Consider the following 26474-nt stretch of genomic DNA (forward strand, 5'->3'; position numbering starts at 1 on the left):
TGATCCAGCCGTCGTTTGCCCTTTCATCGCTGCCGGACTCGTCCCATATTCCCGGCATGGCGAAGACACCGAACACCCCGAAAAAGCCCGGCAAATCCCCCAAATCAAAAGCTCACCGGCCCGACGTCCTTCCGATCGGTCCGGCGCTGGCCGAGCTGCTCAATCCCGCGATCAACCGCGGCGACGCCGGCATGGGTTCGGGCACCGGCCTGCAGCCGCCGCCGGACAATTCCTGGGACCGCCGCGCCGGCGGCGAGGCTGCCGCGCATCGCGCGCGGGCGTCGACGCGCGAGACCAGCGAGGGCGTCGCCAGGCGCGATGCCTCCGGGCTCGAAGAGGCCCCACAGGCCAATTACGGCACCTCGGCCACGATTCCGACGCTGGATCCGGAACTGGCGCGGCAGCTCGGGCTGCCGACCGCCGAGGACGATGACGAGGCGCTGGCCCGTCCGCCGCGCAGCAAGATGGAGGCGCTCGGCGTCAAGGCGACCGCCGACGCGCTGGAGAATCTGATCCGCGACGGCCGCCCCGAGTTCCGCAAGGACGACGGCTCGATGCGGGTGTGGACCCCGCACCGGCCGCCGCGCCCGGAAAAATCCGAAGGCGGCGTGCGCTTCGAGATCAAGTCGCCCTACGAGCCGAAGGGCGATCAGCCGACCGCGATCGCGGAACTGGTCGAGGGCATCCAGCGCAACGACCGCACCCAGGTGCTGCTCGGCGTCACCGGCTCGGGCAAGACCTACACCATGGCCAAGGTGATCGAGGCGACGCAGCGCCCGGCGCTGATTCTGGCGCCGAACAAGACGCTGGCCGCGCAGCTCTATGGCGAGTTCAAGAGCTTCTTCCCCGACAACGCCGTCGAATATTTCGTCTCATATTACGACTACTACCAGCCCGAGGCCTACGTCCCGCGCACCGACACCTATATCGAGAAGGATTCCTCGATCAACGAGCAGATCGACCGCATGCGCCACTCGGCGACGCGCGCGCTGCTGGAGCGCGACGACGTCATCATCGTGGCCTCGGTGTCCTGCATCTACGGTATCGGCTCGGTCGAGACCTACACCGCCATGACCTTCGCGCTGAAGAAGGGCGAGCGCATCGACCAGCGGCAATTGATCGCCGATCTGGTCGCGCTGCAGTACAAGCGGACCCAGGCCGAGTTCACCCGCGGCACTTTCCGGGTCCGCGGCGACGTCATCGACATCTTCCCGGCGCACTATGAGGACCGCGCCTGGCGCGTGAACCTGTTCGGCGACACCATCGAGACCATCGAGGAGTTCGATCCGCTCACCGGCCACAAGCAGGACGAGCTCGAATTCATCAAGATGTACGCCAATTCGCACTATGTGACGCCGCGCCCGACCTTGGTGCAGGCGATCAAGTCGATCAAATCGGAACTGAAGCAGCGGCTCGACCAGCTCAACGACCAGGGTCGCCTGCTGGAAGCGCAGCGGCTGGAGCAGCGCACCACCTTCGATCTCGAGATGATGGAAGCGACCGGAAGCTGCGCCGGCATCGAGAACTATTCGCGCTACCTCACCGGCCGCCGTCCCGGCGAGCCGCCGCCGACGCTGTTCGAATATGTGCCGGACAACGCGCTGATCTTCGCCGACGAAAGCCATGTTACCGTGCCGCAGATCGGCGGCATGTTCCGCGGCGACTTCCGCCGCAAGGCGACCTTGGCCGAATACGGCTTCCGCCTGCCCTCCTGCATGGACAACCGCCCGCTCCGCTTCGAGGAATGGGACATGATGCGGCCGCAGACGATCGCGGTGTCGGCGACGCCGAGCGGCTGGGAGCTGAACGAGAGCGGCGGCGTGTTCGTCGAGCAGGTGATCCGCCCGACCGGGCTGATCGATCCGCCGGTCGATATCCGCCCGGCGCGCACCCAGGTCGACGACCTCGTCGGCGAGGTCCGCGCCACCGCGGCCGCCGGCTATCGCTCGCTGATCACCGTGCTGACCAAGCGGATGGCCGAGGACCTGACCGAATATCTGCACGAGCAGGGCATCCGCGTCCGCTACATGCACAGCGATATCGACACGATTGAGCGCATCGAGATCATCCGCGACCTGCGCCTCGGCGCGTTCGACGCGCTGGTCGGCATCAACCTGCTGCGCGAGGGCCTCGACATTCCCGAATGCGCGCTGGTCGCGATCCTCGACGCCGACAAGGAAGGCTTTTTGCGCAGCGAGACCTCGCTGATCCAGACGATCGGCCGCGCCGCGCGCAACGTCGACGGCAAGGTGATCCTCTATGCCGACGGGATGACCGGCTCGATGGAGCGCGCGATCGCCGAGACCAATCGGCGCCGCGAGAAGCAGGTCGAGTACAACGAGGCCAACGGCATCACGCCGGAGAGCGTCAAGAAGTCGATCGGCGACATCCTCAACTCGGTCTACGAGCGCGACCACGTGCTGGTCGAGATCGGCGACGGCGGCATGGCCGACGACGTCATCAGCATCGGGCACAATTTCGAGGCCGTGCTGAGCGATCTCGAAACCAGGATGCGCGAGGCCGCCGCCGACCTGAACTTCGAGGAAGCCGCCCGCCTGCGCGACGAGGTCAAGCGGCTGCGCGCCACCGAGATGGCCGTGGTCGACGACCCCACCGCCAAGCAGCGCAGCGTGCAGAAGCAGGCCGGCGCCTACGCCGGCACGCGAAAATACGGCGATGCCGCCAATCTGCCGGTCAGCGCGCTGAAGAACAAGTCGGCACAGACCTCGCTCAAGGCCAGCCGCGGCGGCAAGTCCGGCTCTCGCGTGCACAAGCCCGACCTCGACGAAATGCACGGCCCGGAATCGCTCCCCTTCCGCCCCAGCGGCGCGCTGCCGGCCAAACCGTTCGGCACCACGAGCCGGATCATCCAGCCGACGGATTCGCGCCAGTCAGGGCCGGAGTTCGGGCCGTCGCCGCGGAGCAGCGGCGGGGCGCCGGGGAAGCGGGGTGGGTGGAAGAAAAGGTAGGGGCGCCGCGGCGCCGGCGCGGATTGTGGAGATCGAGCCGGGCTAGGTGCGTAGCGTTGGAAACTTGTTTCCGTTTGGCTACGCTATCCTCATGAAACTCGGTTTCGAAGAAGCGCAAACGTCCTACACCAGCGGCTCGCAAAGTGCGCGTGCCTGGACGGAGGCTTGGGTCAAGGCTTGGGCCTATTGCCCACATTGCGGCACTTCAAAGATGGCGCAGTTTCCCAACAACAGCCCGGTGGCCGATTTCCTGTGTGGGTCATGCAGCGAGGAGTTCGAACTCAAGAGCCAGAAGGGGAAGTTCGGCCCGAAGGTAGCCGACGGCGCCTACAAGACGAAATGCGAACGTTTGGACGCCAGCAACAACCCCAATCTTCTCTTGATGAACTACGACCTCAAGACGCTCGCGGTCGTCAATCTGCTGATTGTGCCAAAGCACTTCTTTGTCCGGGACATTATCGAGGAGCGGAAGCCGCTGGCTGCGACCGCTCGGCGCGCGGGCTGGGTCGGGTCCAACATCCTGCTCGGAAAGGTCCCGGAGTCCGGGAAAATCCACATCATCCAGAACGGCGTCATTCGTGACAAAGAGATGGTTCTGTCCGAATGGCAGAAGACACTCTTTCTCCGAGATCAATCGCTGGAGTCGCGCGGCTGGCTACTCGACGTGATGAAGTGTGTGGAGACGCTGGGCAAGCGCGATTTCTCCCTTGACGAAGTCTATGCCTTCGAGCGCCATCTTGGCGAGCTGTACCCGGGCAACCAGAATGTCCGACCGAAGATACGCCAACAGCTTCAGTTTTTGCGCGATCGCGGATTCATCGAGTTTGTTTCGCGAGGCAACTACCGACTGAAATCGTGAGGGACGGCCATGGCTTGGTTTCTGAATCTCTATAGGTGTGCGCGCTGTAAGAAAATCTGGACTGACGAATGGTCCTGCACCTGCGACGACGATTGCCCGCATTGCGGCACGGCACATGTCGCCATTCAACAGCGAAGACCTGACTGAGCTTGTCGCGCAGGAAGGTGACGAATACGTTGCAATTCGTTCGCCGGACTCAGCTGAGCATAGTCCGGACTATCGCGAACTTGGGCGGTTTCCAACGCGGGCGCAGGCGGAAGAATTTCTGTCCTCGGCTGGTTCCGACTAATCCCGATAGGTGCAGAACAGTCCGCTCCGACAGTGATCCTACTACGCCTCGACAATGCTCACCCCGCGCTCACCACCGCGACCGCCAACAGCGACAGCATGATCATCGTCGTCACGAGCTGCAGCGAGACGTTGGGCTGGGCCCGCCATCTCGCGATCTTTTCGGAGAACGACAGGCCCGCATTGAAGAACATCGACGCATGGGCGTTTCCGAATCGCCTTGGGAATTTGGCGGCAAGTTTTGGCATGATCGCGGCGTAGACCAGCGAGGCGAGCACGACGAAGATCGCGGCGCCATAGCGTTCGCCGACGATCTCGCGCGCACCCATTATCTTCAGCGTCAGCACGGCGGCGGCGAAGGTCGGCAAGCCCTGCAGGAAGGCGGTGAGCGCGAAGCCTTCGAGCCGGTTCTGCGCGGGCGATTTCGGTGCGGCGATGGCGTTCATGGCGGTCTTTCCCTCGTCAGGCGAACGGGTGATCCGATGCCGCCATGCTAGCCGCGCGTGTCCGGCCGCGGCGTGATGCGCGTCACGCGCCGGCACGCGATCGCCGGGTGCGACAAATCACCCCGACGGGCAAATTTTCGCTTCGCGTTTGACCCAACTCAGATGTTCAATATACCCGTCTCACCCGATCGAGGGGCGCTGCGCATCGTCAGGAGTGTTGCGGTGAGATGCGGTGGACGCCGATTGCGCAACTGACGAGTGCGCGATCAGGCGGACGGCGAAATCGTGCAGGCCTGACACCCTAGTGGCAGGTGTCTTTCCCATTGCGCATTGCGCGTGCGGAGACGGTGACAACAAAGCCAAGTCTCGCCGGGGTGAGCACGTATAAGCCGTAACCCATCGCGCAGGGAAGGCCGGGTTGTTTCCGGTTACACCTGTGGTCCTACCCCCGAGCTCTCTACCCTATTGCTCGGGGCCCATGGGTGCGATCGGCACCCGGTCTTCCCTGCGCCCTCTGTGAGAGGAGGGCGAAACGAAGAGCAAAGCTCGGACAAATCATGTCGCGAGAACGCCGAGTTGTATCCCACACTCGTCTGTCATCGTCCGGCTTGGCCGGGCGATCCAGCACGCCGCGGCGTCTCGATTCAAGCACTGCGGCCTCTGGAATACTGGATCACCCGCTTTCGCGGGCGATGACAGCGAGTACGCTGTTTGACATGTGAATCCGACTTTCATCCGTCGCCTTGGTCTGGTGCGCAATTGCGCACGGGAGCCAGGACCATTACCCCAAAATTCGATTGCGGCGCGACGCTGGGGCCGCGATCCCGTTCACAGTCGAATGCGGTGGTTAGGGGTCCTGGCTTTCGCCAGGACGACGCGGAGGAGTTGGCTCCGCCTCGCGCCCTACCCCGACCGCTTGTTGCTGGTGTTCTGGGTCAGGTTGCCGTGCGCGGCCTGCTCGCGGATGTTGTGCTTCTCGTCGTCACGATGGCCCTTGGTGGTGTCGAGGGGAACGCTGGGGGCGCTGCCGGGGCCCTTGTGGCTCTTGTTGTCGTCGGGAACGGGCTGGATGGTCTTTGTCTTTGGTTTCGTCATCATCGTCTCCGTTACGCAACGAGACAACGCCGCCCGAGCGGGCGGCGTTCCCGGAACGTGCCTTCACGTTCCACGACGACTTCACAACTGATCTTGCCTTACAGCTTCTCCTGCTGCGGCGGCTGCGCCTGCTGCTGGCGCTGCCGTTCCTGCTCCCTGGCGTGATGGCGGCCGTAGAGGCAGCCGGCTGCGGCGCCGAGCACGCCGTGATGGCCGGCATAATGGCCGGCGACGCCGCCGACAACGGCGCCCTTGATGCAGCCCTTGGCATCGGCCGGGGACGCTGCGGCGAGCGCGGTGACGGCAATGGCGGATGCGAGAAGAATTGATTTCATGATGCGGCTCCAATGCAATGATGCGGCATTAACGGCCGAGCCACCGCGCCGGTTCCGATCGGCTCGCCGCAGAAATGCGCTGCGCAAAGGTCGCGATCATGCTCTAAATGCCGCCGCATTGCGGACAGCGAAGATCATGCGGACATCACAGTTTGCTTTCATTCCGGCCTTCATCCTGGCTTTCCTGTTGCCGGCGACGCTGTTCATCGCAATCGCAAGCCTCTGCATCGCAAATTTCGCCCGCGCCGAGGACGGCAGCGACCGCGCCCTGCTCGCAACCTTCTGCGCCAGCGCCAACATCAAGGGATCGAGCTGCACGCGGGCAAAATCCTATCCAAATGGCGGAGGCCGCGCCTGCGACGTCAAGCTGACCGAGGAACGCTACGCCGGACGCTTCCTCGCCGCCGGCCATGCGCTGCTCGCCGTCAACTATGAAAGCGAGTGCGAGCCGCACGCGACCGATTTCGGCGGCGTCGCGCTGTTCGAGCAGGACGGCAAGACCACCCGCTTCATCCGCTTCGTGCCGGGCGCACAGGGCCATGACTGCATCGTCGTGCCGAAAGACGAGCAGCAGGATGTGCTGGTTTGCACCGTCGGTCACATGGGCCAGGGCATTCTCGAAAGTGCGGTCGCGCGGATGGAGTTCAGCAAGAAGTCCGGCAAACGGATCGAGATCGCGCCGGACTTCCTGCTCCGCGCCGAGGATGCGGTCAGCGCCTATGGCTCCAATGTCGTGATGTGCAACGAGGGACCGAAATATTTCGGCCTCTCCAATCTCGCCGCCGGTCCTCGCCGCAACACGGTTGCGGTCGACGTCGACTATGCCGACGACGAGACCATCCGCACCGCCTGCGGCGCGGGCTTTGCGAAGCCGAAGGAACTGTTTCACGACCTCTTGCCCGGCGAGGCTTTCGTGCCGGAGGGCAACGAGAAGAAAAGGCGCTTCATCATCGATCTCGTGACCGGCAACGCCGCGCCGGCGGATTAGAGGCCGCGCCGGCGAACTAGCCCTCCCCCGCACGCGAGGTGAACATCACGCGCACCGCGACAGCGAGCCGGCGTGATCGCGCCGATCGGCCCCGGAGGAGCTCAAGGCCTGGACCGGCGTCGGCGCCGGCTCACCGTCGCGCGCTCGGATCAGCTATGTCGTGACAAGAAGGGTGGCGAGCGCAAGGGACGTGGTGTTGCTCATGAGGAACTCCTGATCGCGAATGCGTCGCCCATGCCGGACCAACCGGGCGCGCGGAGCGAGGTTTCATTAATTCGCGGCCACCTGCGCCCGCCGCTTCACGTCTTCGAGACGCGATCGATGCGGCGCCAGCGGCACTATCGCGACCAGTGCGGGGCTGGCCCTGGGCGTCCGCCCGCGCGGCGTACAAATTGTGCCACAATGCACGTGCAGGTTGCCGAACCTAATTCGGTGCCGAGCGTCAAACATGTGTTTGATTGCGCAACGCTTCGGTTCACAATACGGGCCGGGCAAGCCAAAGGCGTCGGATGGAACCGGCGGAGTCGATCATGGGCGGGGATTTGAACCGGCAGCGCGTCCTGAACTTCCTTGACGTCTACTATGCCGGCGGCATCGAGGGCGCGCTGGACCATTGCAGCGACGACATCGCGTTTCTTGCCAACGCCCCGATCGACATTCTTCCGCATATGGGCCAGCACCGCGGCAAGGCCGCGCTGCGCCAGATGTGGACCACGATCCATGAGCGCTATTCCGACATGCGCTACGAGGCGCCGACGGTGGTGGCCGAGGGCGACAAGGTCGCAGCCCAGCTGCGCGTGTTCTTACGCAAGCGCAACAACCGCCGCGTGGTGCAGTTCGACGTCGCGGTGTTTTACACGCTGCGCGACGGCAAGATCACCGAGATCCGCGAGATCATCGACACGTTCGACCTGGTCCAGCAGGTGCTGGAGCGCGACCTCGCCGCGGCGCTGCTCGGCCAGACCGCGGAATAGCGCGTAGGACAGCTCTCCAACGGCAATGCCACAACGGGACTGGAGGGGCTCCCTCCCCCCTTGCGGGTAGGGGAATCGCATATGGCGCTAGCGGGGTGTTGCCAAGCGATTGGAACTGGATTCTTTGGGTGTCTCTCGATTCCCGAGGGAGCCCTGAATGCGCAAGCTCAAGCGCCTGTTTCGACCGCTCAAGGACCCGCGCGCTAGCAACACCCGACATGATCTGGTGGAGATCCTCGTCATCGCCTTGGCGGCGACGCTGGCTGGCGCCAAGACCTGCACCGAGTTCGAGTTCTTTGGCCAAGGCCGCGAGGAGCTGTTGCGGCGCTTCCTGAAGCTCGAGCACGGCATCCCGAGCCACGATACGTTTAGCAATGTCTTCCGTGCTCTGGACCCGAAGGGGCTTGAAGCGGTTTTGCGCAAGTTCAGCAAGAGCTTCGGCGTCAAAGGGGTGGTCAGCATTGACGGCAAGGCGCTGCGCGGAGCCTACACACGAGGTCGGCAGGCCACGCCGCTGCATATGGTCAATGTCTGGGCCGCAGGCACTCGCATGGCGCTGGCTCAGAGAAAGGCTCCCGACCGCAACGAGGTTGCCGGGGCTCTCGAAGTCCTCGCCCTGCTCGATCTGGATGGGGCTCTTGTCACCGCCGATGCCTTGCATTGCCGGCCCGACACCGCGCAGGCCATCCGCGACCGAAAGGGGCACTACGTGTTGGCCATCAAGAGCAATCGTGGCCGGCTGTTCAAGGCCGCCAAGACGCTGGTCGACACAGCCCGAAAGCCCGCGCGAGCGAGTCAACGAAGAGCCACCGCCCACGGCCGCGTCGAGCGCCGACAGGCCCTCGTCGCGCCGGCGCCTCGGTTGGCGAAACAATACGGCTTCCCCGCCATCGCCGCAGTCGGTCGCATCGACAGTTGGCGCGCCAACTCTGGCAAGGCTGTCAAACACACGGTCCGATACTTCCTGGCATCGCGCCTGCTGTCGGCCAAAAAGCTGCTCGAGGCCGTGCGCGCTCATTGGAGCATCGAGAACAACCTGCACTGGGTCCTCGACGTTCTGTTCGACGAGGATGCCTGCCGCAGCCGCAAGGATCACGCTGCGGAAAATCTTGCTCTTATCCGCAAGCTGGCCATCAATGCTCTGCAGGCGACACCCGGCCCCGCGCGCATCAGCCACAAAATGCTCCAAGCCAGGTGGAACAACGACTTCCTTCTCTCGACCCTCGGCCATATGCGATAGCCCTACCCTTGCGGGGGAGGGTTGGGGAGAGGGGCGCCGCTTGCTCCGCTGCGAGTTGAAGATGACGACAACGGAATCATTGTCCTCGCGACACACGTTGACGCAGCCTCGCTCCAATTCTTCCGCCTGCGCTTGCGGCCACCCCTGTCCCCGAGAGAGCCTAAGAAGCGTGCTCACCTGACTTGCGCTCGTCGGGCGGAAGCGCGCGCGGGGGCCCCCGCCCGGCAAATTCGCAACATGAGCGTTGAACCTCGCAGGCCCGGCGCGGACTCATTACTGGGCTTGTTGCGGTCGGGGCTGAAATCACCATGAAAGTCGCATTGCTCGCTGTGCTTGGCCTGGCACTGGGCGCCCTTGGCGGCGCGGCGCTCGGTATCGGAGCCGGGCTGACCTGGATCGGGATGGCCAAAACCTCCGGGATCGACAGCGGAACGCTGGTGTTCTTCACCTTCATGCCGCTTGGCGCCGCGATTGGCGGCCTCGGCGGCGCGCTGCTGTTCGCGGTGGTCGCGATCCGCGACGCCGAGCTCGTGATCGAACGGCAGCCGGCGCGGCAGCGCGACCGCTGAATTGCGGTCGCATTCTGGCGGCGGTCACATTCCGGTAAAAACCGGCGCAATTGTGCATTGCAAAAATGTCATTTGCGTTTTTGCCGCTCGGCACTAATTCAGCCTCCAATAGCATGTGCAGCAACCTGGCAGGGTGTCGGCGCTGACCCCTGCCATTCGTTTGCGTTGAAAATCCAGATTCAGGACGAGACCAAAATGACAGAGCATAGCCTCTGGCGTTTTTCGCGCGCATTGCATCGCGCGATCAACGAACGCCAGCTTGCAGACATCGAGCTCGTGCTCGACGACGAGGTCGAATGGGCCATCTATGGACCGATCGACCTGTTTTCCTTCTTCGGCGCGCGCCGCGGCAAGGCCGCCGTGCTCGAGGTGATCAAGCAGATCGGCGAGAACCTGCGGGTTCACCGCTTCGACCGGGAGCAGATCATGCTGGGCACGGAGTCCGCAGCCTCGATGCTGCGCTATTCGCTGACCGCGCTCGACTCCAACAAGCCGATCTCGGTTCGGATCGCGCATTTCGCGCAGTTCAAGGCCGGCAAGCTCATGAGCTTCCGCGCGCTGATTGACAGTTTCGACCTGGTCGAGCAGACCGTCGGCTACCCGATCCACCTGCCGCGCATCGCGGTCTGACCGCTTCCCGATCTCACACCTTCGGCATGTCCGGGGCCGTTCACGGTCCCGGTCATCGCGATCACGCGCCTATCACTTGCCTTTGCAGGCCCGTTGCCGCAATTTTGCGCCACGGCAAATGCATGCTGCCGCTTTGGAATTTGCGGGCTGGGAATGACTTCCACATTGCGATTTGGCTGGGCAAGGCGGCCGGTGCTGGCGGCCGGCTTCTGCATGGCGCTGGCGCTTTCGGCCGCCGCGCAGTCCCCGCCGGTACAGCCCGGACCCTTGCGGATCACTCCCGCCGCGCAAGACACCGCGCAGGACGCGCCTGCCGATAGCGCAGAGGCCGCGCCCGACGCGGCGCCGCCGGCGGCCGATGCCAATGATGCCGACATCATGAAGGACATCGACGAGAGCAAGCTCGACTGGAGCCAGCTCGACACCGATTCCACCAGCCTGCCCACGCTGGCACCGAAGAACGCGGCCAAGCGCGCCGGCGTCGCCGGCAACGATCCATCCTGGACCACCAACGACAACGCCAACGGCTCGGCGGCGGTGTCGGTCAAGCAGTCGGTCTCGCCCTTCCTCGACACCCGCATCGGCGCCGACATGACCGTTGCCAGGCAGGGCACGATGACCACGTCGGAGCAATTGTCGGAGCGGCTCGCCAATGGCGGCAGCCCGCCGCAGTCCGGCGGCTCGGCCTGGGCGTCGATCTCGACCGGCGGCGTGGCGTCGATCTGGGACAAGACCTCGGTCGAGGCCCGGGTCGACCCCGGCGCCGACCAGAGCAAGGTCGGCACCTCCCTGAGCAAGTCGGTGCCGCTGTCGGAGCAGTATTCGCTGACGCTGCAGAACGGCTACAATGTGATCCAGCAGGGCGTGGTCCCGGTGCCCGGCATCGTCGGCCGTCCATCGAGCAGCTACAATACCGATCAGTCGGCCAGCCTGTCGGCCAACGACACCGGCACCAGCATCACCGCGGGCCAGACGCTGTCGACCACCGACGACAAATGGCTGCGCCGGGTCGGCGCCGAGCAGAAGCTGTTCGACGGCGTCACCGTCTCCGGCTCAGTCGGCGAGACCCCCCAGGGCACGATCAACAAGAGCATCGGCGCCGGCTACAAGCACTCATGGTGAACGATCTGTTAGCCCTGTCGCGCTAATGATCAGGCATTGCCCCAACTTGGCCCAGATGCGGTCAAATTCGGCGGCACTGATAGGTCCGTAACTTCATCAATTCGTCGTGCGGGGGACAAGCCGCGCTTCGCTATTGCGATCCAGGGGAAAGCCGATGAACGCCACCAACCGTACCGAGGAAGCTGAAGTCGAAACGACGTCCGAGGTCGACACCAACCTTGCCGCGGTTTCGGAAGTCGAAGCCGGTATCCGCGACTTCGTGCGCAACGATATCGCCTATCTGCGCCGGCCGGTGGCGAGCCCGGAGACCGCGCCGACCGACACCAACACCGATGCCACCGTCAGCAACGTCAACTCGCTGATCCAGCGCGTCGCCGGCACCTCGCTGGCCGAGATCGAGAAGCTGATCGGCGAGCTCGAGAGCCTGCGCGACCTGCTGCATGCCGAGGGCCAGCGCGTCCAGCGCGAGATCTCCGGCTATGCCCAGCTCAGCCAGGCCGCGATGAAGTCGACCCGCATGATCGCCGACAACGTCTCGCAGTGGAAGCGCGCCGCCGACGGCCTGCGCAACAGCTGATCCCGATCAGGTCTGCAAACCGACCAGCCGCCGCCTCCCCGTGACGCGGCGGTTTCGTTTGTGCTCCCGGCTCCCGCGCAGAACGATTCGTTATGCAGCGCGGTGTACACTCCGCGGCGTTATTTTTACCGACGCCGATTTGAACGGGAGATGCCGGGCCCGCGTCCAATCCGGAATTGACCGACCGGACCGCGCCTGAAGCGGGGCATCGATTTGGAGAGATTCATGCAGAGCGTCCGGCCGGACAACGCCGATCCGATGCCGCTGCGCCAGCCGCAGCAGGGCATCGGCACGATCATGATCCGGTTCATCGGCATCCTGGCCGCGGCGACCGTCGTGATGGTGCTGATCTGGAATCGCTAATTCGGAGTAGCGAAGTGTGACGTGGTCCGCCGACGGGTCACATTGAAAAGCGCCAACAGGCGCCACCCAGCGCTCCCGCGAGCGCCGAGGGTAACAGACGGCCGATCAGCGATCGATGCTCGCGGTGGTCTCGAAGGAATAATTGCCGTCGGCAAAGCCCTTCACGACAAGTCCGGTCGCCAGCATCACCACCAGCGTGACCGTCGCGAAGATAATGCCGACGAGTTTCAACGCGCTGCGATCTGCCATGGTATCCCCAGTGAATCTTGCCCAGATGCCCACAAACCATAGGCAGGGACAAAGGTTCAAAATGCGTTAGCAAAATATGGGTTCCGCGCAACGCACAACTGCGTCGGCGGCAGACTTAGTCCGCCACCATGGCGCCCGTGCAACATCAGAGGTGTGCGGGCAACATCAGGAACCGGGATTCCGCCGCGGCACGAAGGCGGTCGCCAGGAACGAGAACACCGCCTCATTGCGCTGATTGACGCCGGTATTGCGGGTCTGAAGGATACCCCATTCGGGCCGCTTCTCGGACGTCCGCTTGGTCTCGACCTGATTGGTGAAGCTGATGGTATCGCCTGCCAGCACCGGGCGGATCCAGCGCAGCTCGCGAAAGCCCGGCGACGGGCCCCAGACCGCGACCGTCTCGCCGCGGGCGGCGGCTTCTGCGGCGAGCCGCTTGCCGTCGGCGACGAGCAGCTTCATGCAGACGCTGGCGACGTGCCAGCCCGACGCGGCAAGCCCGCCGAACAGCGAGTTGCGCCCCGCCTCCTCGTCGAGATGAAAGCGCTGCGGATCGAACTGCGCGGCAAAGCGCTTGATGTCTTGGGCCGTGAAGGTGAAGGAGCCGAACGCGCGCTGGTCGCCGATCTCGATGTCTTCGAAGAAGCGCATGACGTCTATCTCCTGAGCATGATCTCCGCGCAAACGCGTTCCGCGTTTGTCGCGAGGGAAAACCGCTTCACACTTCTCCGGATCATGCTTACGCGCTCGCGCCGGCGCGGCGGCGGATGATGATCGGCGACTCCATCTCGCACAGCATCTCGCCGCGCGCGTTGCGGATCGTGCCCTTGAAGGTGACGATGCCGGTCTCGGGCCGGCTCTTCGAGACCCGCGCCTCGACCACATCGACATCCAGCGTCAAATCGTCGCCCGGACGCAGCGGTGCCACCCAGCGCATCTCGTTGACCCCGGGCGAGCCGAGCGAGGCGGTGCGGCCGATGAAGCCATCGAACAGCATCCGCATCATCAGCGAACCGAGATGCCAGCCCGAGCCCGACAGGCCGCGGAGCATGGATTTCTTCGCCGCCTCCTCGTCGAGATGCATCGGCTGCGGGTCGAATTCGGCGGCGAAGGCGAGAATCTCCTCGCGCGAAACATGGCGCGGGCCGAACGTGCCGAAACGGCCGGGCTTGAAGTCTTCGAAAGTCAGCGTGGTCATTGGATGAGGATATGCCGGAGGGAAGCCCGATTGTGGCCGTTATTTGCGGCAATCACAACCGGCCTGCTCGCATAGCTCGCCCCTGGACTGCCGGCGCCCGGTCCGAGGCTCGCCACCGGCTGGACATTGGGCTCCTGCGGTATCGATTCCGGTGGTGCAACGGCACTTTGGCGCCGTGGCGCAGCATCGGCCCGGCGCAACGCCGGGGGTGACGCAGTAGGATGAACGAGACGCGAATCATATTTCGGACTGCCGGGAGAACCACGATGTTCGATTTCCAGGATCTGTTTCAGTGGGACCGCTTCATCACGCCCACGATCATCAAGACGTTCTACTGGCTGGTGATCGCGGTCATCGTGCTGTTCGGAATCTCCGGCATCCTGTGGAGCCTCACGGCGATGGCGATCAGCCCGTTCGTCGGCTTCATCCAGCTGCTTGCGTCGATCGCCAGCATTTTCGTCGGCATCGTGTTCTCGCGGATCGCCGCCGAGTTCATCCTGATCGTATTCCGGATCAACGAGCATCTCGGCGCGATCCGCGATCGCGACGGGAGCATGCACTGAGGTTGTCGGGCGCCCTGCCGCGTCGGCCGTGGTTAATCCGAAGTAGCGCCCGCGCGCAAATGCGCGCGAAATTCCAACCGGGATATTAAAACCGTTCGCGTATCAGCCTTGCGCATTGCATGAGACCAACGCGGGGGCGTCGTGAGTTCGAGGAATGGTTTTGCCGTGAGGCCGGGCACCGCGCCGGGCTTTACGACCGAGGATATTTTATGGGCTGTCGGCATCTGGTCGGTGATCCTGACCCTGGCGCCGGTGATCGTGTTCTATCTGCTGATGGTGGCGTAGAGATTCCGGGTTCTCGCTCCGCGAGCCCCGGAATGACGTTCCATCAGCCGACAAAAAACGCGCGAGTGCCGCGCGTTTCTTTCCAGGTCGAACGAGAAGCGGCGTTGTTACGCCGCCTGCTTGTGCATCGCGCCGGAGGCCGACGCCGTGCCGCGGATCGCCTTGATCGAGCGTTCGATCGCGGCCCACAGCCGATTGATCTCGGCAGCGGCGCGGCCTTCCGCGTAATATTCGCGGGCGCCTTCACCCTGGCCGAGCGCCATCAGCAGGTCAGCGCGGTTGGTGATCTGCCCGCTCCACACCGGAGCGCGGAATTTCGCCAGCGCCTCGCGCGCGATCGCGACGATGCGGCTTTCGGCGCCGTCACGCTGCGCCGGCGCGCCGTTGATCACGACGGCATAGGGCTTGCGCATCGAGCGGCAGGTCTGAATGGTTTCCTGCACCGCGTTGACGTCGAACACGCCGGGCCGTGCCGGAATGATCACCATCGTGGCGTTCTTGATCGAATCGTCGACCACGGCCGACAGGTTCGGCGGCGTGTCGATGAACACCCACTCGATGCCGTCGCGCTTGGCTTGGGCAATGATCCCGCTGACCGAGTTCACCGCCGTCTTGATCGCCGGCTCGTTGGTGCCGCGCAGCTTGTGCCAGAGCGTCAGCGAGCCCTGCGGATCGGCGTCGATCAGCAGGCATGGTTTTGTCGCCTTGTGCACTTGCGCGGCGAGGTGAGCTGCCAGGGTACTTTTTCCCGAGCCCCCCTTACGCGAAGCGAAAACAATCACGTTCATACGTTGGCCTCCAGATTGACCCCAGGAGGCGAAAATGAATCAGAGCGCTGATTCGCGAAAGAAAAAATTTCTTGCAATCCGCAAAGTGGCCAAGATTACCGATGCGTTTTGCTTTTTGAGTCACACCATACTTATGACACAACCGAAAATGGAAGCGCTAAGCGTTTGATTTGACTCACGGCCTAGCGCTTTTCGGCAGCTTTGGCGCGCTCGCGCGCGATCCACTTCCGCTCGATCCAGCCGAGCAATTGCGCGGTGGGTTTCTGCAAGAACGGCACATCCTGCGCGAACAAAAGGAGTCCGAGCGGCAGCATCCAGAGGCCGAGCACCGGCAGGAAGCTGAAGATGCCGCCGATGATCAAGAGGATCGCGAGCGGAATCCGCACATAGCGCGACGACGGCCGGCGCAGCCACGCGACGAAGCGCGCCGGCTTTTCCGGCAGCTTGGCTTCGAACCAGGCAAAGTGCCGATCGATCTCTTGCTTATAGTCTTGGCTCACGCGTCCCACTCCATCTGTTCCACAGACGGGAACGGATTTGGCAAACAACACAAGGCTCAGAGATGATGCTGCGTGACAGCGTCACAAGGCGTCAGTCTGTCGCGTATCGCAGCCCTTGCAATCCAGGCCACGCGCTTTCGCGCGACGCGGACGCCGGTTCGCGTCACGACGACACGCTGCTCCGGCACGTGCGCGCGATGGGAACCAATGGACTTCAGTTGGTGGACTTCTTCGCCTTATGCGGCCTGTAGACCTTTCGCTTTGCGGGCCGCCGCTCCACGCGCTCGCTCGCCTCACGCGGCTCAGGATCTCCGCGGAAGAACACGCGGCAGGCCGGCGACAACAGCGCCCTGTTCCTGATCATGCAGGCGGTGATGCGATCGACGTCGGGAATCTCGGGACCGCAGAGCCGGAACGCATCCGGCGTACAGGCCTGCTGCTGATCGGGCGTGTAGGCCTCACTTCGGCCCGGCAACAGCAGCGCCGCAACGGCGAGCCCAAGCATCAACGCAAACGAAAAACTCCTTGAACCGGCGGTCCCCATGCGTCCCCCCATGGTGGCACTAAGGTGTCGTTAAGGCGTCGTTTCGCGGAGTGTGGGTGAAGGGACGAAGAAGTGCAAGCGGACGAGATGACACGCAGGTGGCGATGAACGAGATGCAAGCGACCGTTCGATGGCTCGATCCTGCGATGTCGCGTTGGGTGATCTTGTGTATTGGTACAGTTGGGTGGGCTCGAACCACCGACCTCCTGTTCCACAGACAGGCGCTCTAACCAACTGAGCTACAACTGCATCCTGACGCACGGCCCGCTCAAGCGGGGCCGCGATTTCGGGCGGAAACTAGGTGCAACGCCGCGCTTTGGCAAGGCCGTAACGCGCCGATTTCCGCTCTTATCTCGGGCCGTTTGCCGGGCCCGCGCCCAGCAAAAAGGCCCGGACCGTCAAGGCCCGGGCCTTTCGCTTAGGTCCTATGGACCGCGATCAGGCGGCCGGCTTGTAGAACTTCGAGGCGCTGGCCTTGATCGGCTCGGCGGTCTCGCTGGCGACCTTCTGGCCGAGCTCGGCCAGTTCCTTGGCCTGCGCGGTGTAGGTCTCGAACTGCTTGCGGGCATGCGAGGTCCACAGCTCGACCGCTTCGGTCGGCGACTTCACGCTGAACAGCTCCTGGGCGAAGTCGAGCGACGAGGTGGTGTTGGCCTTGAAGAACTCGATCAGCTTGGCTGAATACGCGCTGGCGCCCTTGCTCACCGAGGTGAACACGGCTTCGACCGTCGAGTTGTGGGTCTCGGCAGCGTCCTTGAACTTGGCGTAGCTGTCGCGGGCCTGCAGCACGCCCTTTTCGGCGAACGCGCGCATCTGCTCGGGAACCTCGAACGGGATGATGGAGGCGGAGAACGGATCGGACGGGTTGGTCATACGTGTAATCCTTCGCAACGGTTGAGTAGATGTGACCATTGCGAACGCCCCGGAGCCAGCAGGCCGGGAACGTTGAAATGGATCACGCTGCCTTGATTCACGGGATTGCCCTTCGTCGGGCGCGCCTAATAAACACCCATATCATGTCAATATTGTGCAACGCAATGTGGGATCACGTGCGACGCCACATTTTTTATGTGGCGGAATATAGGGTTACCGCGCCCGACCGAGGGTTGGGCCAAAATCGGCCTCTAGTCAGCCTGACCCGTCAGCTTTTGGGCTTCACCGCATCCATCGCCGCGCGGCTGACCGCCTGGCCCATTTCGCTGGCCTGCTCGGCGAGCGAGCGCATCTGGCCCTGCACATACTCGCTGTGCAGCCGCATCACCTCGGTGAGGTCCTTGGCCTTGAGCAGCGACTGGGCGTAGTCGAGCGACGACTGCACGTTCTTCTCCGCATAGGACAACGCCTTGGTCGACAGGTCCTTGGCACCGGCGCGCATCGTGGCGTTGCGCTCCTCGATCTTGCCGGCGGTGTCCCTGGCATTGGTCACGAACTGCTCGAAAGCCTTGCGCGCCTGCTCGAAGCTCGCCTCCGCCATCGACCGCATGTCCTTGGGGATCTCGAATTTGGGGATCTCGAATTGGTCACGCCCGTTGTCGCTCATGGTCGTTCTCCCTCGCTTGGTGATAGGCCCGCCGCTTGGCCTTGCGGGCGCACGGCAGGATATTATCGCGGCACTGCAACCACAGGTGTGACGCCCGTCCGGCGCCGCAACACTATCGCAGTCACCGCCTCTGCCCCGACAACGCTAAACCGCTGTGGATCGTTCAGCCAAGTTAACGTTATCCCGGCTTTGGCGGGGGCAGTTTGGCCTCAAACATGGACCTGTCGCGCCCCAGTTGCGATACTAACCTTCTGTTAAGGCTGTCGTCCTGCGGCCGCCGAGCCCTCGGCTGAGCTTAAGGAAGAAAGCCAAACCTATGCGGTCAAATCTTGCGTGATGAGTGACGCGGAATTCCAGATTCAGGCGCTCGGCGATGTCAGGCTGGCGGACCATGCGACGAGCTCCCTGCCGGCATGGCTGTGGTCGGCCGACGGCGCACGGATTCTGTGGGCCAACCCGGCCGGTGCGCAGGTATTCGGTGCCGCCAACGGCGCCGAACTCGCGAAGCGCGTCTTCGGTCCGGCCGATCCGCATCGCCGCCAGGTCGCACGCCTCGGCCCCAGCCTCGGCACCACCGGCGCGGCCCGGCTGGAGCGGCTGCGCGGCTTCGGCGCGGCGCCCGGCATGCTCGCGACCTGCGGCTGCATTCGCATCGAGTTGCCGGACGGCAGCCATGGCATCCTGATCTCGGCGCTCAATGCGACCGGCCGCAGCATGCCGCTTGCCGAGCGCTTGCTGCGCCTGGTGCAGGGACTGCCGCGTCCGGCTGCCGCCTTCACCGGTGACGGACTGCTGATCGCCACCAACGAAGCGGCACGTCCGCTGCCCGGCCTGCACGATCTCGGCGAAGCCGGTCTCGATGCCGCGCGCGACGAGGCGCTGGCGCAGGGCCGCGCGGCGGCGAGCGTTGCGATCGGCCGCGTCATGCTGCAACGGATCGGCCGCGGCGCCGATCGCGCGCTGGTCGCGCTGATCAAGCCGGCAGCGCATTTTGCCGCAAGACCTGCGGCGCCGATCGTGCCTCAACCCATCGAGCCTGAGTCGGCTGCGCCGACAGCACCTGAAGCACCGGTATCCGCAGCGGCTACGCCGCCAGAGGCCGCAGCGACCGAGCCGCCGCCAGCACCGCTCGCCGTCGAACAACAAGCGGCGCATCACGAAGCCCCCGACGAGCCGGCCACCTTCACGCTGTTCGACGCACTCGACCCGACGCCGGAAGAAGCCGCCGAACCGATCATCAGCGCGACAGAGTCCGAGCCTGCGGGCGTTGCTCCATCGCTCGCGTCAGAACTGACGCACTCAGGGTCCCTCGAGACCGCGTCTCTCGACACGACATCCGACGACACTCCGGCGCTCGAAGAGCCGCTGTCGGAGGCGCTGATCGAAGCCCCTGCCGAAGCGCAGGTCGAAGAGCCGGTGCGCGCTGCGTCACTTCTTGCGTCAGAAGAGACGCGTGCAGAGCCAGTTCCTCTCGAGGCCGCTGCTCTCGACACCACACCTGACAAAAGCCCCGCCGTCGAGGAGCCGCTGTCGGAAGCGCTGATCGAGGCGCCGGCTGAAGCGCAGGTCGGAGCGCCTGCATCGCAGCCCGCACCTGTCGCCGAAGACACGGCAGGCGCGCCCGCTTCGGAAATACCGGCACCGCCGGCCGACCCCGCCCCCTCGCCCTATGCGATCGCGGATCTGCCCGCGCCGCCACCGGCCGCAGAGCCGGCGACGTCGGCACCGGCAAAGCCGCCATCCTGGCTCGACGAGCCGTTGCCGGTGCGGCGGCATCCGCTGCGCTTCATGTGGCAGATGGACCATGAGGCGCGCTTCTCGCTCGGCTCCGACGAGTTCACCCGCCTGATCGGCCTGCACACCGCGGCCGGCTTCGGCCGGCTGTGGAGCGACATCGCCGACAGCTTCGGGCTCGATCCCGAGGGCCGCGTCATGCAGGCCTTTGCCAGCCACGACACCTGGAGCGGCATCACGCTGCACTGGCCGGTCGACGGCGGCGGCCGGCTGCCGGTCGAATTGTCCGGCCTGCCGGTGTTCGACCGCAACCGGAATTTCGCCGGCTATCGCGGCTTTGGTGTGTGTCGCGATCTCGACGGGCTTGCGCGACTCGCCGCGTTGCGCCGCTATGAGTTCTTCAGCGGCGCGGTCGAGCCGCGATCGCTGTCGGCCGATGCCGCACCGACGCCGCGCACCGCTGCGCCGCCCGGACCGGCCGCGCCGCATGATGATCCTCCGCCGCATGCGGAGCCGCCGCCCGATGCGAATACGATAACGCCACCAGAGGAATTGACCGAGCCTGTAGCAGCAGAGACTTCACACCAAGCCGATCCGGATCACGCCGTGGACACGCATGAGGAAACGCACGAAGTGCGTCACGACCCGCCACCGAATGTGGTGCCGTTCCGCCCCGCCGGCGACGCGCGGCCGCCGTCGCTGACGCCGGTCGAGAACAACGCGTTCAACGAGCTCGCGCGCCAATTGTCGGCCCGGCTCGAGAGCGAGGCCGGCCTCACTGCTACGACCAACGAGAGCGTCACCGCCGAGCCGGTCGCCGAACAGCCGCCCGCAAGCGAGCCGCCGCAACAGGCGGAGCCGCCGGCACAGCAGGACGCGGTCGCGCAACTGGAGACGCCGGCCGACACGCCAAAGCCCGGCTGGCTCGCCGCCGCCGAGCCCGCGCCGCGCGCCGAGACCCGGCGCGACCGCGCGCTGCTTGACCTGTTGCCCGTCGGCATCCTGGTCTACCGGCTCGACCGCCTGCTCTATGCCAACCACGCCTTCCTCGCCCGCATGGGCTATGACAGCCTGCACGCGCTGGAGGCCGCCGGCGGGCTGGATGCGCTCTACGTCGAGCCCGGCGTCTCGCAGGCGAGCAGCACCTCCGGTACCGGCACGCCGGTCACGATCTCCGCAAACCAGAACGGCCAGGCCGAGCAGGTGCCCGCCGAAGCGCGGCTGCACACCATCAGCTGGGATGATGACGCGGCGCTGGCCTTGATCTTCTCGCGCACGCTCGACGAGGACACCGCGGTCGCCGCCGCCCTCTCCGAGCCCGAGGCAAAAGCGGAGCCGGTGCCTGCGCCACCGCCGCCGCAGGCGGGCCATGCCGACGCCGAGGAGCTCGGCGCCATTCTCGACACCGCGGCCGAAGGCATCATCATGTTCGATGCCGAAGGCAACATCCATTCCTGCAACCGCAGCGCGGAAGCGCTGTTCGGCTATGATGGCAGCGAGTTCGTCACGCACAACCTCGCCGATTTGTTCGCGCCGGAAAGCCAGCACGGCATCTTCGACTATCTGGCGAGCGTGAAATCGGCCGGCGTCGAGAGCCTGCTCGACCACGGCCGCGAGACGCTCGGCCGCGTCCGCCAGGGCGGCATCATCCCGCTGTCGGTGACGATGGGCCGCACTCGCGCCGACGGTCCGAACTTCTTCGCCGTGTTCCGCGATCTCTCGCAGACCAAGAAGAGCGAGGGCGAGGTGCGCGAGGCGCGGCGGCTCGCCGAACGCGCGGCCAACGCCAAGACCGACGTGCTGGCGCGGATCAGCCACGAGCTGCGTACCCCGCTCAACGCCATCATCGGCTTTGCCGAGGTGATGATCGGCGAACGCTTCGGCGCGCTCGGCAACGAGCGCTATGTCGAATACATGAAGGACATCCGCGCCTCCGGCGAACGGGTGATCGCGATCGTCAACGATTTGCTCGATCTGTCGCGGATCGAGACCGGCAAGCTCGACCTCGCCTTCACCAGCCAGAACCTCAACGAGATGGTGGAGAGCTGCGTCGCGGTCATGCAGCCGCAGGCCAATCGCGAGCGCATCATCATCCGCACCTCGCTCGCCCATACGCTGCCGCCGGTCGTCGCCGACGCCCGCGCGCTGCGCCAGATCACGCTGAACCTGATCGGCAACTCGATCCATCTCGCCAATGCCGGCGGCCAGGTGATCGTCTCGACCGCGCTGTCGGATTTCGGCGAGGTGATGCTGCGGGTGCGCGACACCGGCCAGAGCCTCAACGACAACGAGGTCGCCGCCGCGCTCGAGCCGTTCCGCGCCCCGACACCCTCGGACCAGGCCGGCTCCGCCGGTGTCAGCCTGTCGCTGACCAAGGCGCTGGTCGAAGCCAACCGCGCCAAATTCCAGATCCGGCCCGGCGGCCGCACCGGCACCTTGATCGAGGTGACGTTTGCTCACGCTGCGGCGAGGGCGTGAGCGGCGGCACGGGCACGCGAACGATCAACGGATTTCTCGCTTCCGCGTGAGGGAGCCACCAGCGGACAGGCTCCCTCCCCCACTTGTCCGCCGAAGCCTCTTGGCGAAGGCGGATGCAGGGGAGGGTCGGGGAGAGGGGTACCACGCGGCGCGCTCTCTCCAATATTCATCGACAAGCTCAGAGCGTGATTGCCAGAACAAGCCTTCATCGCCTATCTCGCCCGGGGCCACCCCTCTCCCCCCCCCCCTCTCCCGCAAGGGGAGAGGGAGCCAGACAGCGTGCTCACACTCACTTCTCACGCAAGCAGCGCGGATTGCTTGCGATGATACTGCGAAAATCTGTCGCGCCTGATCCGCGCGGCGCGGCATGGATCTTGCTGCGATTTCCCGATTGTTTGAATAATTCATTGCCGTTTGGCCCCCCGGGCATTTGGATCTGGCGGATGCGCTGTCTCGTCGTCGCGGATTTGCACTACTCGTTGCCGCAGTTCGACTGGCTGCTGGCGGCGGCGCCGCAATTCGACCTCGTGATCTTCGCCGGCGATGCGCTCAATCTCGGTTCGGCGGTGGATTACCGCGCCCAGATCGTCGTCGTCACAAAATATCTGTCGCGGCTCTCCGGTCTGACCCGCGTGATCTTCTGTTCGGGCAATCACGATCTGGACGAGCGCAGCGCGGACGGCGAGAAGATCGCGCGCTGGGTTGCCGACATCAGGGAGTTCGGCATCGCCTGCGACGGCGACAATCTGACCATCGGCGACACGCTGTTCACGGTGTGCCCGTGGTGGGATGGCCCGATGGTCAAGGCGCGGATCGACGAGCAGCTGCGCGCGGCAGCGGCGATGCCGCACGGACGCTGGGTCTGGGTCCATCACGCCCCGCCGGCGGATTCACCGATCAGCTGGGGCGGCAAGCGCTTCTTCGGCGACGTCGAGCTGCTGCACTGGATCGAGCACCACCATCCGGCGATGGTGATCTCGGGCCACGTCCATCAGTCGCCGTTCATTCCGAGCGGGTCGTGGTTCGACCGGATCGGCACCACTTGGGTGTTCAACACCGGCCTGCAGCCCGGCCGGCCGCCGGTCTACATCGTGCTCGATCTCGCGCAGGACAAGGCGTTCTGGCTTGCCGCCGGTGATGCGCAGATCGTCGATCTCAAGGTGCCGTTGTCGCGGCCGGCAGAGCCGGTGCGCGAGGCGCCGGACTGGCTCATATCCTTGGATCGGATTGCCGATCCGAGCCTGGCGCGACCTGCATCGGCGGCAGGTTGATCATGCTTTGCAGCACCTCGCCGACCATCGCCAGATGGGTGCCGTGGTCGGCATATTGGTGCATCAGGTCGGCCAGATAGGTGGTCGCGACGTGCAGCCGCTGCGCCAGCAGCTGCGCGATCAACAGCGCCACCGCCGGCTGCTCGCGCAGGAACGACGCCGCATCGTCGAATTCATACAGCACGCAGTCGGACGCCGTGCGCACCTTCGCGCTGTGCGGCCGGTCGAGCAGCACGCTCATCTCGCCGAACACCGCACCAGGCTCGTCGATCACGGCGACCAGGCTGTCGCCCTTCATGACTTCCACCTTGCCCTCGAGCAGCACGAACAGGTGCCCGGTCTTGCCGCCCTCCTCGACGAAATCCGTGCCGGCCGGCAGGCTGCGCCTGGCCCCGCCCGTGCAGTGATCAAGGATCGCTCGCATGCTGTCCGCCTCCATCTCAGGCCAGACTAGGCAGAGATGCTGCGGAGGTGAAAGGGATTAGCTGGGCGATTTGCTCAAATTGTCGGCAGGTGCGGCGACGTAAGGGACGCACCGGCGGGTGGGTTCCCTCCCCCCTTGCGGGGGAGGGTTAGGGAGAGGGGTGCCACACGGCGAACTCTCTCCATTTGGCGACGACGAGATCGCGATTGCGCAAGCGAAGCTAACGGCGACCATCCCGCCCGGGGCTCACCCCTCTCCCCACCCTCCCCCGCAAAGGGGGGAGGGAGCCTGGAGAGCGTGCTCACCTCACGCGCAGAACGGCCTCGAGCACCGCCGCCCCTACTGCTTGATCTCCACCGTCTGGCGCTTGCCGGCGGTGATCGAGAAGGGCTTCTCGACCTTCTGGCCGTCGGCATAGATGGCGACGGCGACATAGTCGCCGGCGGGGAGCGCGACGTTGGTGGCCTGATCATAGCTCACCGAGACGCGCTTGCGCTCGTCATTGAGGTCGCGCTCGGCGCCGAGGATGTCGATCTCCTGCGCGCCGTCGGTCTTGATCCCGACCACGCCGGCGTTGAGGTTGACGTTGATCCGGGTCGGCGCGCCGGACTTCACCTCCGCACGCACCGTGCCCTTGGCCTCGCCGACTGTTGCCATCACTTCGTAGCTGCCGCTCGGCAGATCGAACCTGGATTCGGCGTCGTATCCCTGCGCGACCTTCTCACCCTCGTCGCCGTCGGCCTTGGCCGGCTGATAGACCGCGACCACGATGTCCTTCTCGACCTTGGGGCCGCCCTCGGCGTAGGTCGAGGTCACGATCAGCTTGCCGACATCGAGCGTGAGCTGGACGTTGCTTGCATCGCCCGCGGCGACCGAGAACGGCTTGCTGGTCTTCGACTGGCCCTTGGTCAGGGTCAGGGTATAATTGCCCGCGGCCAGCACGAAGCGCGGCACCGCGTCATATTCCTGCGCGACCAGCGTGCCGCCCTTGTCGGAGACCTGCCAGACCACGTCATCGACCTTGCCCGCACCGCCGGCCACCGCGCCTTCGCTGGTGACGTAACCGGCGTCGAGGATGACATCGAGCACGGCCGGCTTGCCCTTCTCGACCCTGAGCGGAAACTCGCGCTTGAGCTGCCGGTAGGTGACCTCGACGATGTAATCGCCGGGCGCGACGTTGTCGGCAAACGGCGCACCGTAGAACGTGTTGACATGCTCGCCCTTCTCGTCGCCGGCGCGCTTGTAGATGCCCCAGTTGACGTCCTCGTCGCTGATCGGATCGAGCCCTTCGGCGAGCCGCGCCACGCCGCGGATGTTCTTGCCGAGATAGGGATCGGCCGCCACCGGTTTCGCCGGCGCCTCGCTCGCGACCTTGCTGCCTTGCGTCGCCGCCACCGCCTTGGTCAAGGCGCCGGTCAGGCTTGCGGCATTGCCGGCGTCGAGATAGACGCCGCCGGTCGCGCGCGCGATGCATTGCAGCTGGCTCTTCGCCGCGGGATCGGCGACGTCGAGGCCGATGACATGGGCGGTGAAGCCGATGCCGGCCTTCTTCAATTCGGCGGCAGCGCCGCACGGGTCCGGCGCGCAGGTCTCGATGCCGTCGGAGACCAGGATCACATTGGCCTTGTTCTCGGTCGCGTGCAGCGCCTCGGCGGCGGCGCGCAGCGAATCCGCGATCGGCGTCCTGCCCTTCGGGTTGATGCCGTCGACCGCCGCCTTGATCCGCGCCGGGTCGAACTTGCTGACCGGCACCATCAGCTCGATGTCCTTGCAGTCGCCCTTCGAGCGATGACCGTAGACCATCACGCCGAGACGGTCGGCCGGATTCCATTTCGACAGGATGGCATCGACCGCCTGCCTTGCCGCGGAGATCTTGCTCTGCCCGTCGACCTGGCCCCACATCGAGCCGGATGCATCGAGCACGAGAATGGTGTCGGTGCCCTGCGCCTGGGCTTGCGCCTGGACGCCATGAGATGGCAGCAACGCCAGGCCAAGCGACAGCAGGCCGGCGGCGAACGAGCGGCGGAAGAGCTTAATCACGGAACGATCCTCGATGATGGAGACAATCGAAGGGCAAAGACGACGGCGACGGCGCGACGTGTGTCGCGAGATCACACGTGCCCTGCCGCAGCCGCGCCCTGCTTCGATCTCGATTTTGTTTTTATTGGCCGGATTGCTGATGTGACACGATTGCGATGTGTACGCAGCCAAACGCCAAATCACCTTCTATTGGCGCAACTTGCCGCCGAACACTTGGACTATTGCGACAAGCGTTTGGCCTGACGCGACACGCCGACTACAAATAAATCGCTTGCAGGGTTGCCGTGGCCTCGGATGCTGATGTGAGTGTGATCACAGATGACGAAGCTTTGCACGCTGCCATGCATTGGCTGGCGCGCCTTTGCATATGACGCGACGACGAAGCGTCCGCACGCGCCGCCATCTCCG

At 64.9% G+C, this 26474-nt stretch carries 27 protein-coding genes and 1 tRNA gene; 14 read left to right on the forward strand and 14 right to left on the reverse strand.

What is annotated here, in order from left to right:
* Positions 1-56: 56 nt before the first annotated feature.
* Both uvrB and ACVIW0_RS33445 read left to right on the forward strand, forming a co-directional pair.
* A complete protein-coding gene (gene uvrB, locus ACVIW0_RS33440) occupies positions 57-2969 on the forward strand; it encodes an excinuclease ABC subunit UvrB (RefSeq protein ID WP_461356236.1) in 2913 nt (970 codons plus the stop codon).
* A gap of 91 nt (positions 2970-3060) precedes the next feature.
* On the forward strand, positions 3061-3828 hold the full coding sequence (locus tag ACVIW0_RS33445; RefSeq protein ID WP_461356237.1) for a DpnI domain-containing protein: 768 nt from the start codon (positions 3061-3063) through the stop codon (positions 3826-3828).
* A 347-nt stretch (positions 3829-4175) separates the two neighbouring features.
* Here ACVIW0_RS33445 and ACVIW0_RS33450 read toward each other — a convergent pair whose 3' ends face one another.
* The 3 genes from ACVIW0_RS33450 to ACVIW0_RS33460 all read right to left on the reverse strand — a co-directional run bounded on the left by ACVIW0_RS33450 (position 4176) and on the right by ACVIW0_RS33460 (position 5992).
* Positions 4176-4562, reverse strand: coding sequence for a hypothetical protein (locus tag ACVIW0_RS33450; protein ID WP_461356238.1), 387 nt, complete (start codon positions 4560-4562; stop codon positions 4176-4178).
* Between the two features lie 903 nt (positions 4563-5465).
* Positions 5466-5657, reverse strand: coding sequence for a hypothetical protein (locus ACVIW0_RS33455; protein ID WP_461356239.1), 192 nt, complete (start codon positions 5655-5657; stop codon positions 5466-5468).
* A gap of 98 nt (positions 5658-5755) precedes the next feature.
* The gene (locus ACVIW0_RS33460) at positions 5756-5992 is read right to left on the reverse strand and encodes a hypothetical protein (RefSeq protein ID WP_461356240.1); all 237 of its coding nucleotides are present in this window, start codon (positions 5990-5992) and stop codon (positions 5756-5758) included.
* A gap of 136 nt (positions 5993-6128) precedes the next feature.
* On the opposite strand from ACVIW0_RS33460, the gene ACVIW0_RS33465 reads away from it, so the two are divergent.
* The 8 genes from ACVIW0_RS33465 to ACVIW0_RS33500 all read left to right on the forward strand — a co-directional run bounded on the left by ACVIW0_RS33465 (position 6129) and on the right by ACVIW0_RS33500 (position 12455).
* Positions 6129-6980: a hypothetical protein gene (locus ACVIW0_RS33465; RefSeq protein ID WP_461356241.1), complete on the forward strand. Its 852-nt coding sequence runs from the start codon at positions 6129-6131 to the stop codon at positions 6978-6980.
* A 530-nt stretch (positions 6981-7510) separates the two neighbouring features.
* A complete protein-coding gene (locus ACVIW0_RS33470; RefSeq protein WP_461356242.1) occupies positions 7511-7954 on the forward strand; it encodes a nuclear transport factor 2 family protein in 444 nt (147 codons plus the stop codon).
* A gap of 157 nt (positions 7955-8111) precedes the next feature.
* Positions 8112-9194, forward strand: a complete 1083-nt coding sequence (locus ACVIW0_RS33475; RefSeq protein WP_461351070.1) for an ISAs1 family transposase — start codon at positions 8112-8114, stop codon at positions 9192-9194.
* 308 nt (positions 9195-9502) lie between these two features.
* The gene (locus ACVIW0_RS33480) at positions 9503-9763 is read left to right on the forward strand and encodes a hypothetical protein (RefSeq protein WP_461356243.1); all 261 of its coding nucleotides are present in this window, start codon (positions 9503-9505) and stop codon (positions 9761-9763) included.
* A gap of 195 nt (positions 9764-9958) precedes the next feature.
* Positions 9959-10393: a nuclear transport factor 2 family protein gene (locus tag ACVIW0_RS33485; RefSeq protein ID WP_461356244.1), complete on the forward strand. Its 435-nt coding sequence runs from the start codon at positions 9959-9961 to the stop codon at positions 10391-10393.
* Between the two features lie 153 nt (positions 10394-10546).
* Entirely contained in the window at positions 10547-11515 is a 969-nt protein-coding gene (locus ACVIW0_RS33490; protein ID WP_461356245.1) for a hypothetical protein, read from the forward strand.
* Positions 11516-11669: 154 nt separating this feature from the next.
* The gene (locus tag ACVIW0_RS33495) at positions 11670-12092 is read left to right on the forward strand and encodes a hypothetical protein (protein WP_016841371.1); all 423 of its coding nucleotides are present in this window, start codon (positions 11670-11672) and stop codon (positions 12090-12092) included.
* A gap of 225 nt (positions 12093-12317) precedes the next feature.
* On the forward strand, positions 12318-12455 hold the full coding sequence (locus tag ACVIW0_RS33500; RefSeq protein WP_461356246.1) for a hypothetical protein: 138 nt from the start codon (positions 12318-12320) through the stop codon (positions 12453-12455).
* 105 nt (positions 12456-12560) lie between these two features.
* Here the strand turns inward: ACVIW0_RS33500 and ACVIW0_RS33505 are convergent, their stop codons facing one another.
* The 3 genes from ACVIW0_RS33505 to ACVIW0_RS33515 all read right to left on the reverse strand — a co-directional run bounded on the left by ACVIW0_RS33505 (position 12561) and on the right by ACVIW0_RS33515 (position 13899).
* Positions 12561-12704: a hypothetical protein gene (locus ACVIW0_RS33505; protein WP_024584466.1), complete on the reverse strand. Its 144-nt coding sequence runs from the start codon at positions 12702-12704 to the stop codon at positions 12561-12563.
* Between the two features lie 165 nt (positions 12705-12869).
* The gene (locus ACVIW0_RS33510; protein ID WP_461356247.1) at positions 12870-13352 is read right to left on the reverse strand and encodes a MaoC family dehydratase; all 483 of its coding nucleotides are present in this window, start codon (positions 13350-13352) and stop codon (positions 12870-12872) included.
* Positions 13353-13440: 88 nt separating this feature from the next.
* A complete protein-coding gene (locus ACVIW0_RS33515) occupies positions 13441-13899 on the reverse strand; it encodes a MaoC family dehydratase (RefSeq protein ID WP_461356248.1) in 459 nt (152 codons plus the stop codon).
* Positions 13900-14165: 266 nt separating this feature from the next.
* Between ACVIW0_RS33515 and ACVIW0_RS33520 the strand changes: the two genes are divergently transcribed.
* Together ACVIW0_RS33520 and ACVIW0_RS33525 are read left to right on the forward strand one after the other, a co-directional pair.
* Positions 14166-14462, forward strand: a complete 297-nt coding sequence (locus ACVIW0_RS33520) for a DUF4282 domain-containing protein (protein ID WP_212016924.1) — start codon at positions 14166-14168, stop codon at positions 14460-14462.
* 141 nt (positions 14463-14603) lie between these two features.
* Entirely contained in the window at positions 14604-14747 is a 144-nt protein-coding gene (locus ACVIW0_RS33525) for a hypothetical protein (protein WP_461356249.1), read from the forward strand.
* Between the two features lie 107 nt (positions 14748-14854).
* On the opposite strand, the gene ACVIW0_RS33530 is transcribed toward ACVIW0_RS33525, so the two are convergent.
* From ACVIW0_RS33530 to ACVIW0_RS33555, 6 genes are all read right to left on the reverse strand, one after another.
* On the reverse strand, positions 14855-15535 hold the full coding sequence (locus tag ACVIW0_RS33530) for a ParA family protein (protein WP_021081815.1): 681 nt from the start codon (positions 15533-15535) through the stop codon (positions 14855-14857).
* 182 nt (positions 15536-15717) lie between these two features.
* A complete protein-coding gene (locus ACVIW0_RS33535; protein WP_461357495.1) occupies positions 15718-16044 on the reverse strand; it encodes a hypothetical protein in 327 nt (108 codons plus the stop codon).
* 205 nt (positions 16045-16249) lie between these two features.
* On the reverse strand, positions 16250-16579 hold the full coding sequence (locus ACVIW0_RS33540; protein WP_461356250.1) for a hypothetical protein: 330 nt from the start codon (positions 16577-16579) through the stop codon (positions 16250-16252).
* A 172-nt stretch (positions 16580-16751) separates the two neighbouring features.
* Positions 16752-16828, reverse strand: a tRNA-His gene (locus ACVIW0_RS33545).
* Between the two features lie 189 nt (positions 16829-17017).
* The gene (locus ACVIW0_RS33550) at positions 17018-17452 is read right to left on the reverse strand and encodes a phasin (protein ID WP_456752361.1); all 435 of its coding nucleotides are present in this window, start codon (positions 17450-17452) and stop codon (positions 17018-17020) included.
* 268 nt (positions 17453-17720) lie between these two features.
* A complete protein-coding gene (locus ACVIW0_RS33555; RefSeq protein WP_461356251.1) occupies positions 17721-18119 on the reverse strand; it encodes a phasin family protein in 399 nt (132 codons plus the stop codon).
* Positions 18120-18455: 336 nt separating this feature from the next.
* Between ACVIW0_RS33555 and ACVIW0_RS33560 the strand changes: the two genes are divergently transcribed.
* Both ACVIW0_RS33560 and ACVIW0_RS33565 read left to right on the forward strand, forming a co-directional pair.
* Positions 18456-22331: a PAS domain-containing protein gene (locus tag ACVIW0_RS33560; protein ID WP_461356252.1), complete on the forward strand. Its 3876-nt coding sequence runs from the start codon at positions 18456-18458 to the stop codon at positions 22329-22331.
* Positions 22332-22774: 443 nt separating this feature from the next.
* Positions 22775-23602 carry a metallophosphoesterase family protein gene (locus ACVIW0_RS33565; RefSeq protein ID WP_461356253.1) on the forward strand — a complete coding sequence of 276 codons (828 nt, stop codon included), beginning with the start codon at positions 22775-22777 and terminating at the stop codon, positions 23600-23602.
* Here the strand turns inward: ACVIW0_RS33565 and ACVIW0_RS33570 are convergent.
* Together ACVIW0_RS33570 and ACVIW0_RS33575 are read right to left on the reverse strand one after the other, a co-directional pair.
* Positions 23541-24026, reverse strand: a complete 486-nt coding sequence (locus tag ACVIW0_RS33570) for a Crp/Fnr family transcriptional regulator (RefSeq protein ID WP_095730922.1) — start codon at positions 24024-24026, stop codon at positions 23541-23543. The genes ACVIW0_RS33565 and ACVIW0_RS33570 overlap by 62 nt on opposite strands.
* 339 nt (positions 24027-24365) lie before the next feature.
* Positions 24366-26066 carry a vWA domain-containing protein gene (locus ACVIW0_RS33575; RefSeq protein WP_461356254.1) on the reverse strand — a complete coding sequence of 567 codons (1701 nt, stop codon included), beginning with the start codon at positions 26064-26066 and terminating at the stop codon, positions 24366-24368.
* Positions 26067-26474 lie beyond the last annotated feature (408 nt).

The sequence above is a fragment of the Bradyrhizobium sp. USDA 4454 genome (assembly GCF_054822705.1).

Bases quoted from the DNA above. Each gene is read 5' to 3' on its own strand.
- uvrB (WP_461356236.1), top strand. From the start codon at position 57: ATGGCGAAGACACCGAACACCCCGAAAAAGCCCGGCAAATCCCCCAAA.
- ACVIW0_RS33445 (WP_461356237.1), top strand. From the start codon at position 3,061: ATGAAACTCGGTTTCGAAGAAGCGCAAACGTCCTACACCAGCGGCTCG.
- ACVIW0_RS33450 (WP_461356238.1), bottom strand. From the start codon at position 4,562: ATGAACGCCATCGCCGCACCGAAATCGCCCGCGCAGAACCGGCTCGAA.
- ACVIW0_RS33455 (WP_461356239.1), bottom strand. From the start codon at position 5,657: ATGACGAAACCAAAGACAAAGACCATCCAGCCCGTTCCCGACGACAAC.
- ACVIW0_RS33460 (WP_461356240.1), bottom strand. From the start codon at position 5,992: ATGAAATCAATTCTTCTCGCATCCGCCATTGCCGTCACCGCGCTCGCC.
- ACVIW0_RS33465 (WP_461356241.1), top strand. From the start codon at position 6,129: ATGCGGACATCACAGTTTGCTTTCATTCCGGCCTTCATCCTGGCTTTC.
- ACVIW0_RS33470 (WP_461356242.1), top strand. From the start codon at position 7,511: ATGGGCGGGGATTTGAACCGGCAGCGCGTCCTGAACTTCCTTGACGTC.
- ACVIW0_RS33475 (WP_461351070.1), top strand. From the start codon at position 8,112: ATGCGCAAGCTCAAGCGCCTGTTTCGACCGCTCAAGGACCCGCGCGCT.
- ACVIW0_RS33480 (WP_461356243.1), top strand. From the start codon at position 9,503: ATGAAAGTCGCATTGCTCGCTGTGCTTGGCCTGGCACTGGGCGCCCTT.
- ACVIW0_RS33485 (WP_461356244.1), top strand. From the start codon at position 9,959: ATGACAGAGCATAGCCTCTGGCGTTTTTCGCGCGCATTGCATCGCGCG.
- ACVIW0_RS33490 (WP_461356245.1), top strand. From the start codon at position 10,547: ATGACTTCCACATTGCGATTTGGCTGGGCAAGGCGGCCGGTGCTGGCG.
- ACVIW0_RS33495 (WP_016841371.1), top strand. From the start codon at position 11,670: ATGAACGCCACCAACCGTACCGAGGAAGCTGAAGTCGAAACGACGTCC.
- ACVIW0_RS33500 (WP_461356246.1), top strand. From the start codon at position 12,318: ATGCAGAGCGTCCGGCCGGACAACGCCGATCCGATGCCGCTGCGCCAG.
- ACVIW0_RS33505 (WP_024584466.1), bottom strand. From the start codon at position 12,704: ATGGCAGATCGCAGCGCGTTGAAACTCGTCGGCATTATCTTCGCGACG.
- ACVIW0_RS33510 (WP_461356247.1), bottom strand. From the start codon at position 13,352: ATGCGCTTCTTCGAAGACATCGAGATCGGCGACCAGCGCGCGTTCGGC.
- ACVIW0_RS33515 (WP_461356248.1), bottom strand. From the start codon at position 13,899: ATGACCACGCTGACTTTCGAAGACTTCAAGCCCGGCCGTTTCGGCACG.
- ACVIW0_RS33520 (WP_212016924.1), top strand. From the start codon at position 14,166: ATGTTCGATTTCCAGGATCTGTTTCAGTGGGACCGCTTCATCACGCCC.
- ACVIW0_RS33530 (WP_021081815.1), bottom strand. From the start codon at position 15,535: ATGAACGTGATTGTTTTCGCTTCGCGTAAGGGGGGCTCGGGAAAAAGT.
- ACVIW0_RS33540 (WP_461356250.1), bottom strand. From the start codon at position 16,579: ATGGGGACCGCCGGTTCAAGGAGTTTTTCGTTTGCGTTGATGCTTGGG.
- ACVIW0_RS33550 (WP_456752361.1), bottom strand. From the start codon at position 17,452: ATGACCAACCCGTCCGATCCGTTCTCCGCCTCCATCATCCCGTTCGAG.
- ACVIW0_RS33555 (WP_461356251.1), bottom strand. From the start codon at position 18,119: ATGAGCGACAACGGGCGTGACCAATTCGAGATCCCCAAATTCGAGATC.
- ACVIW0_RS33560 (WP_461356252.1), top strand. From the start codon at position 18,456: ATGAGTGACGCGGAATTCCAGATTCAGGCGCTCGGCGATGTCAGGCTG.
- ACVIW0_RS33565 (WP_461356253.1), top strand. From the start codon at position 22,775: ATGCGCTGTCTCGTCGTCGCGGATTTGCACTACTCGTTGCCGCAGTTC.
- ACVIW0_RS33570 (WP_095730922.1), bottom strand. From the start codon at position 24,026: ATGCGAGCGATCCTTGATCACTGCACGGGCGGGGCCAGGCGCAGCCTG.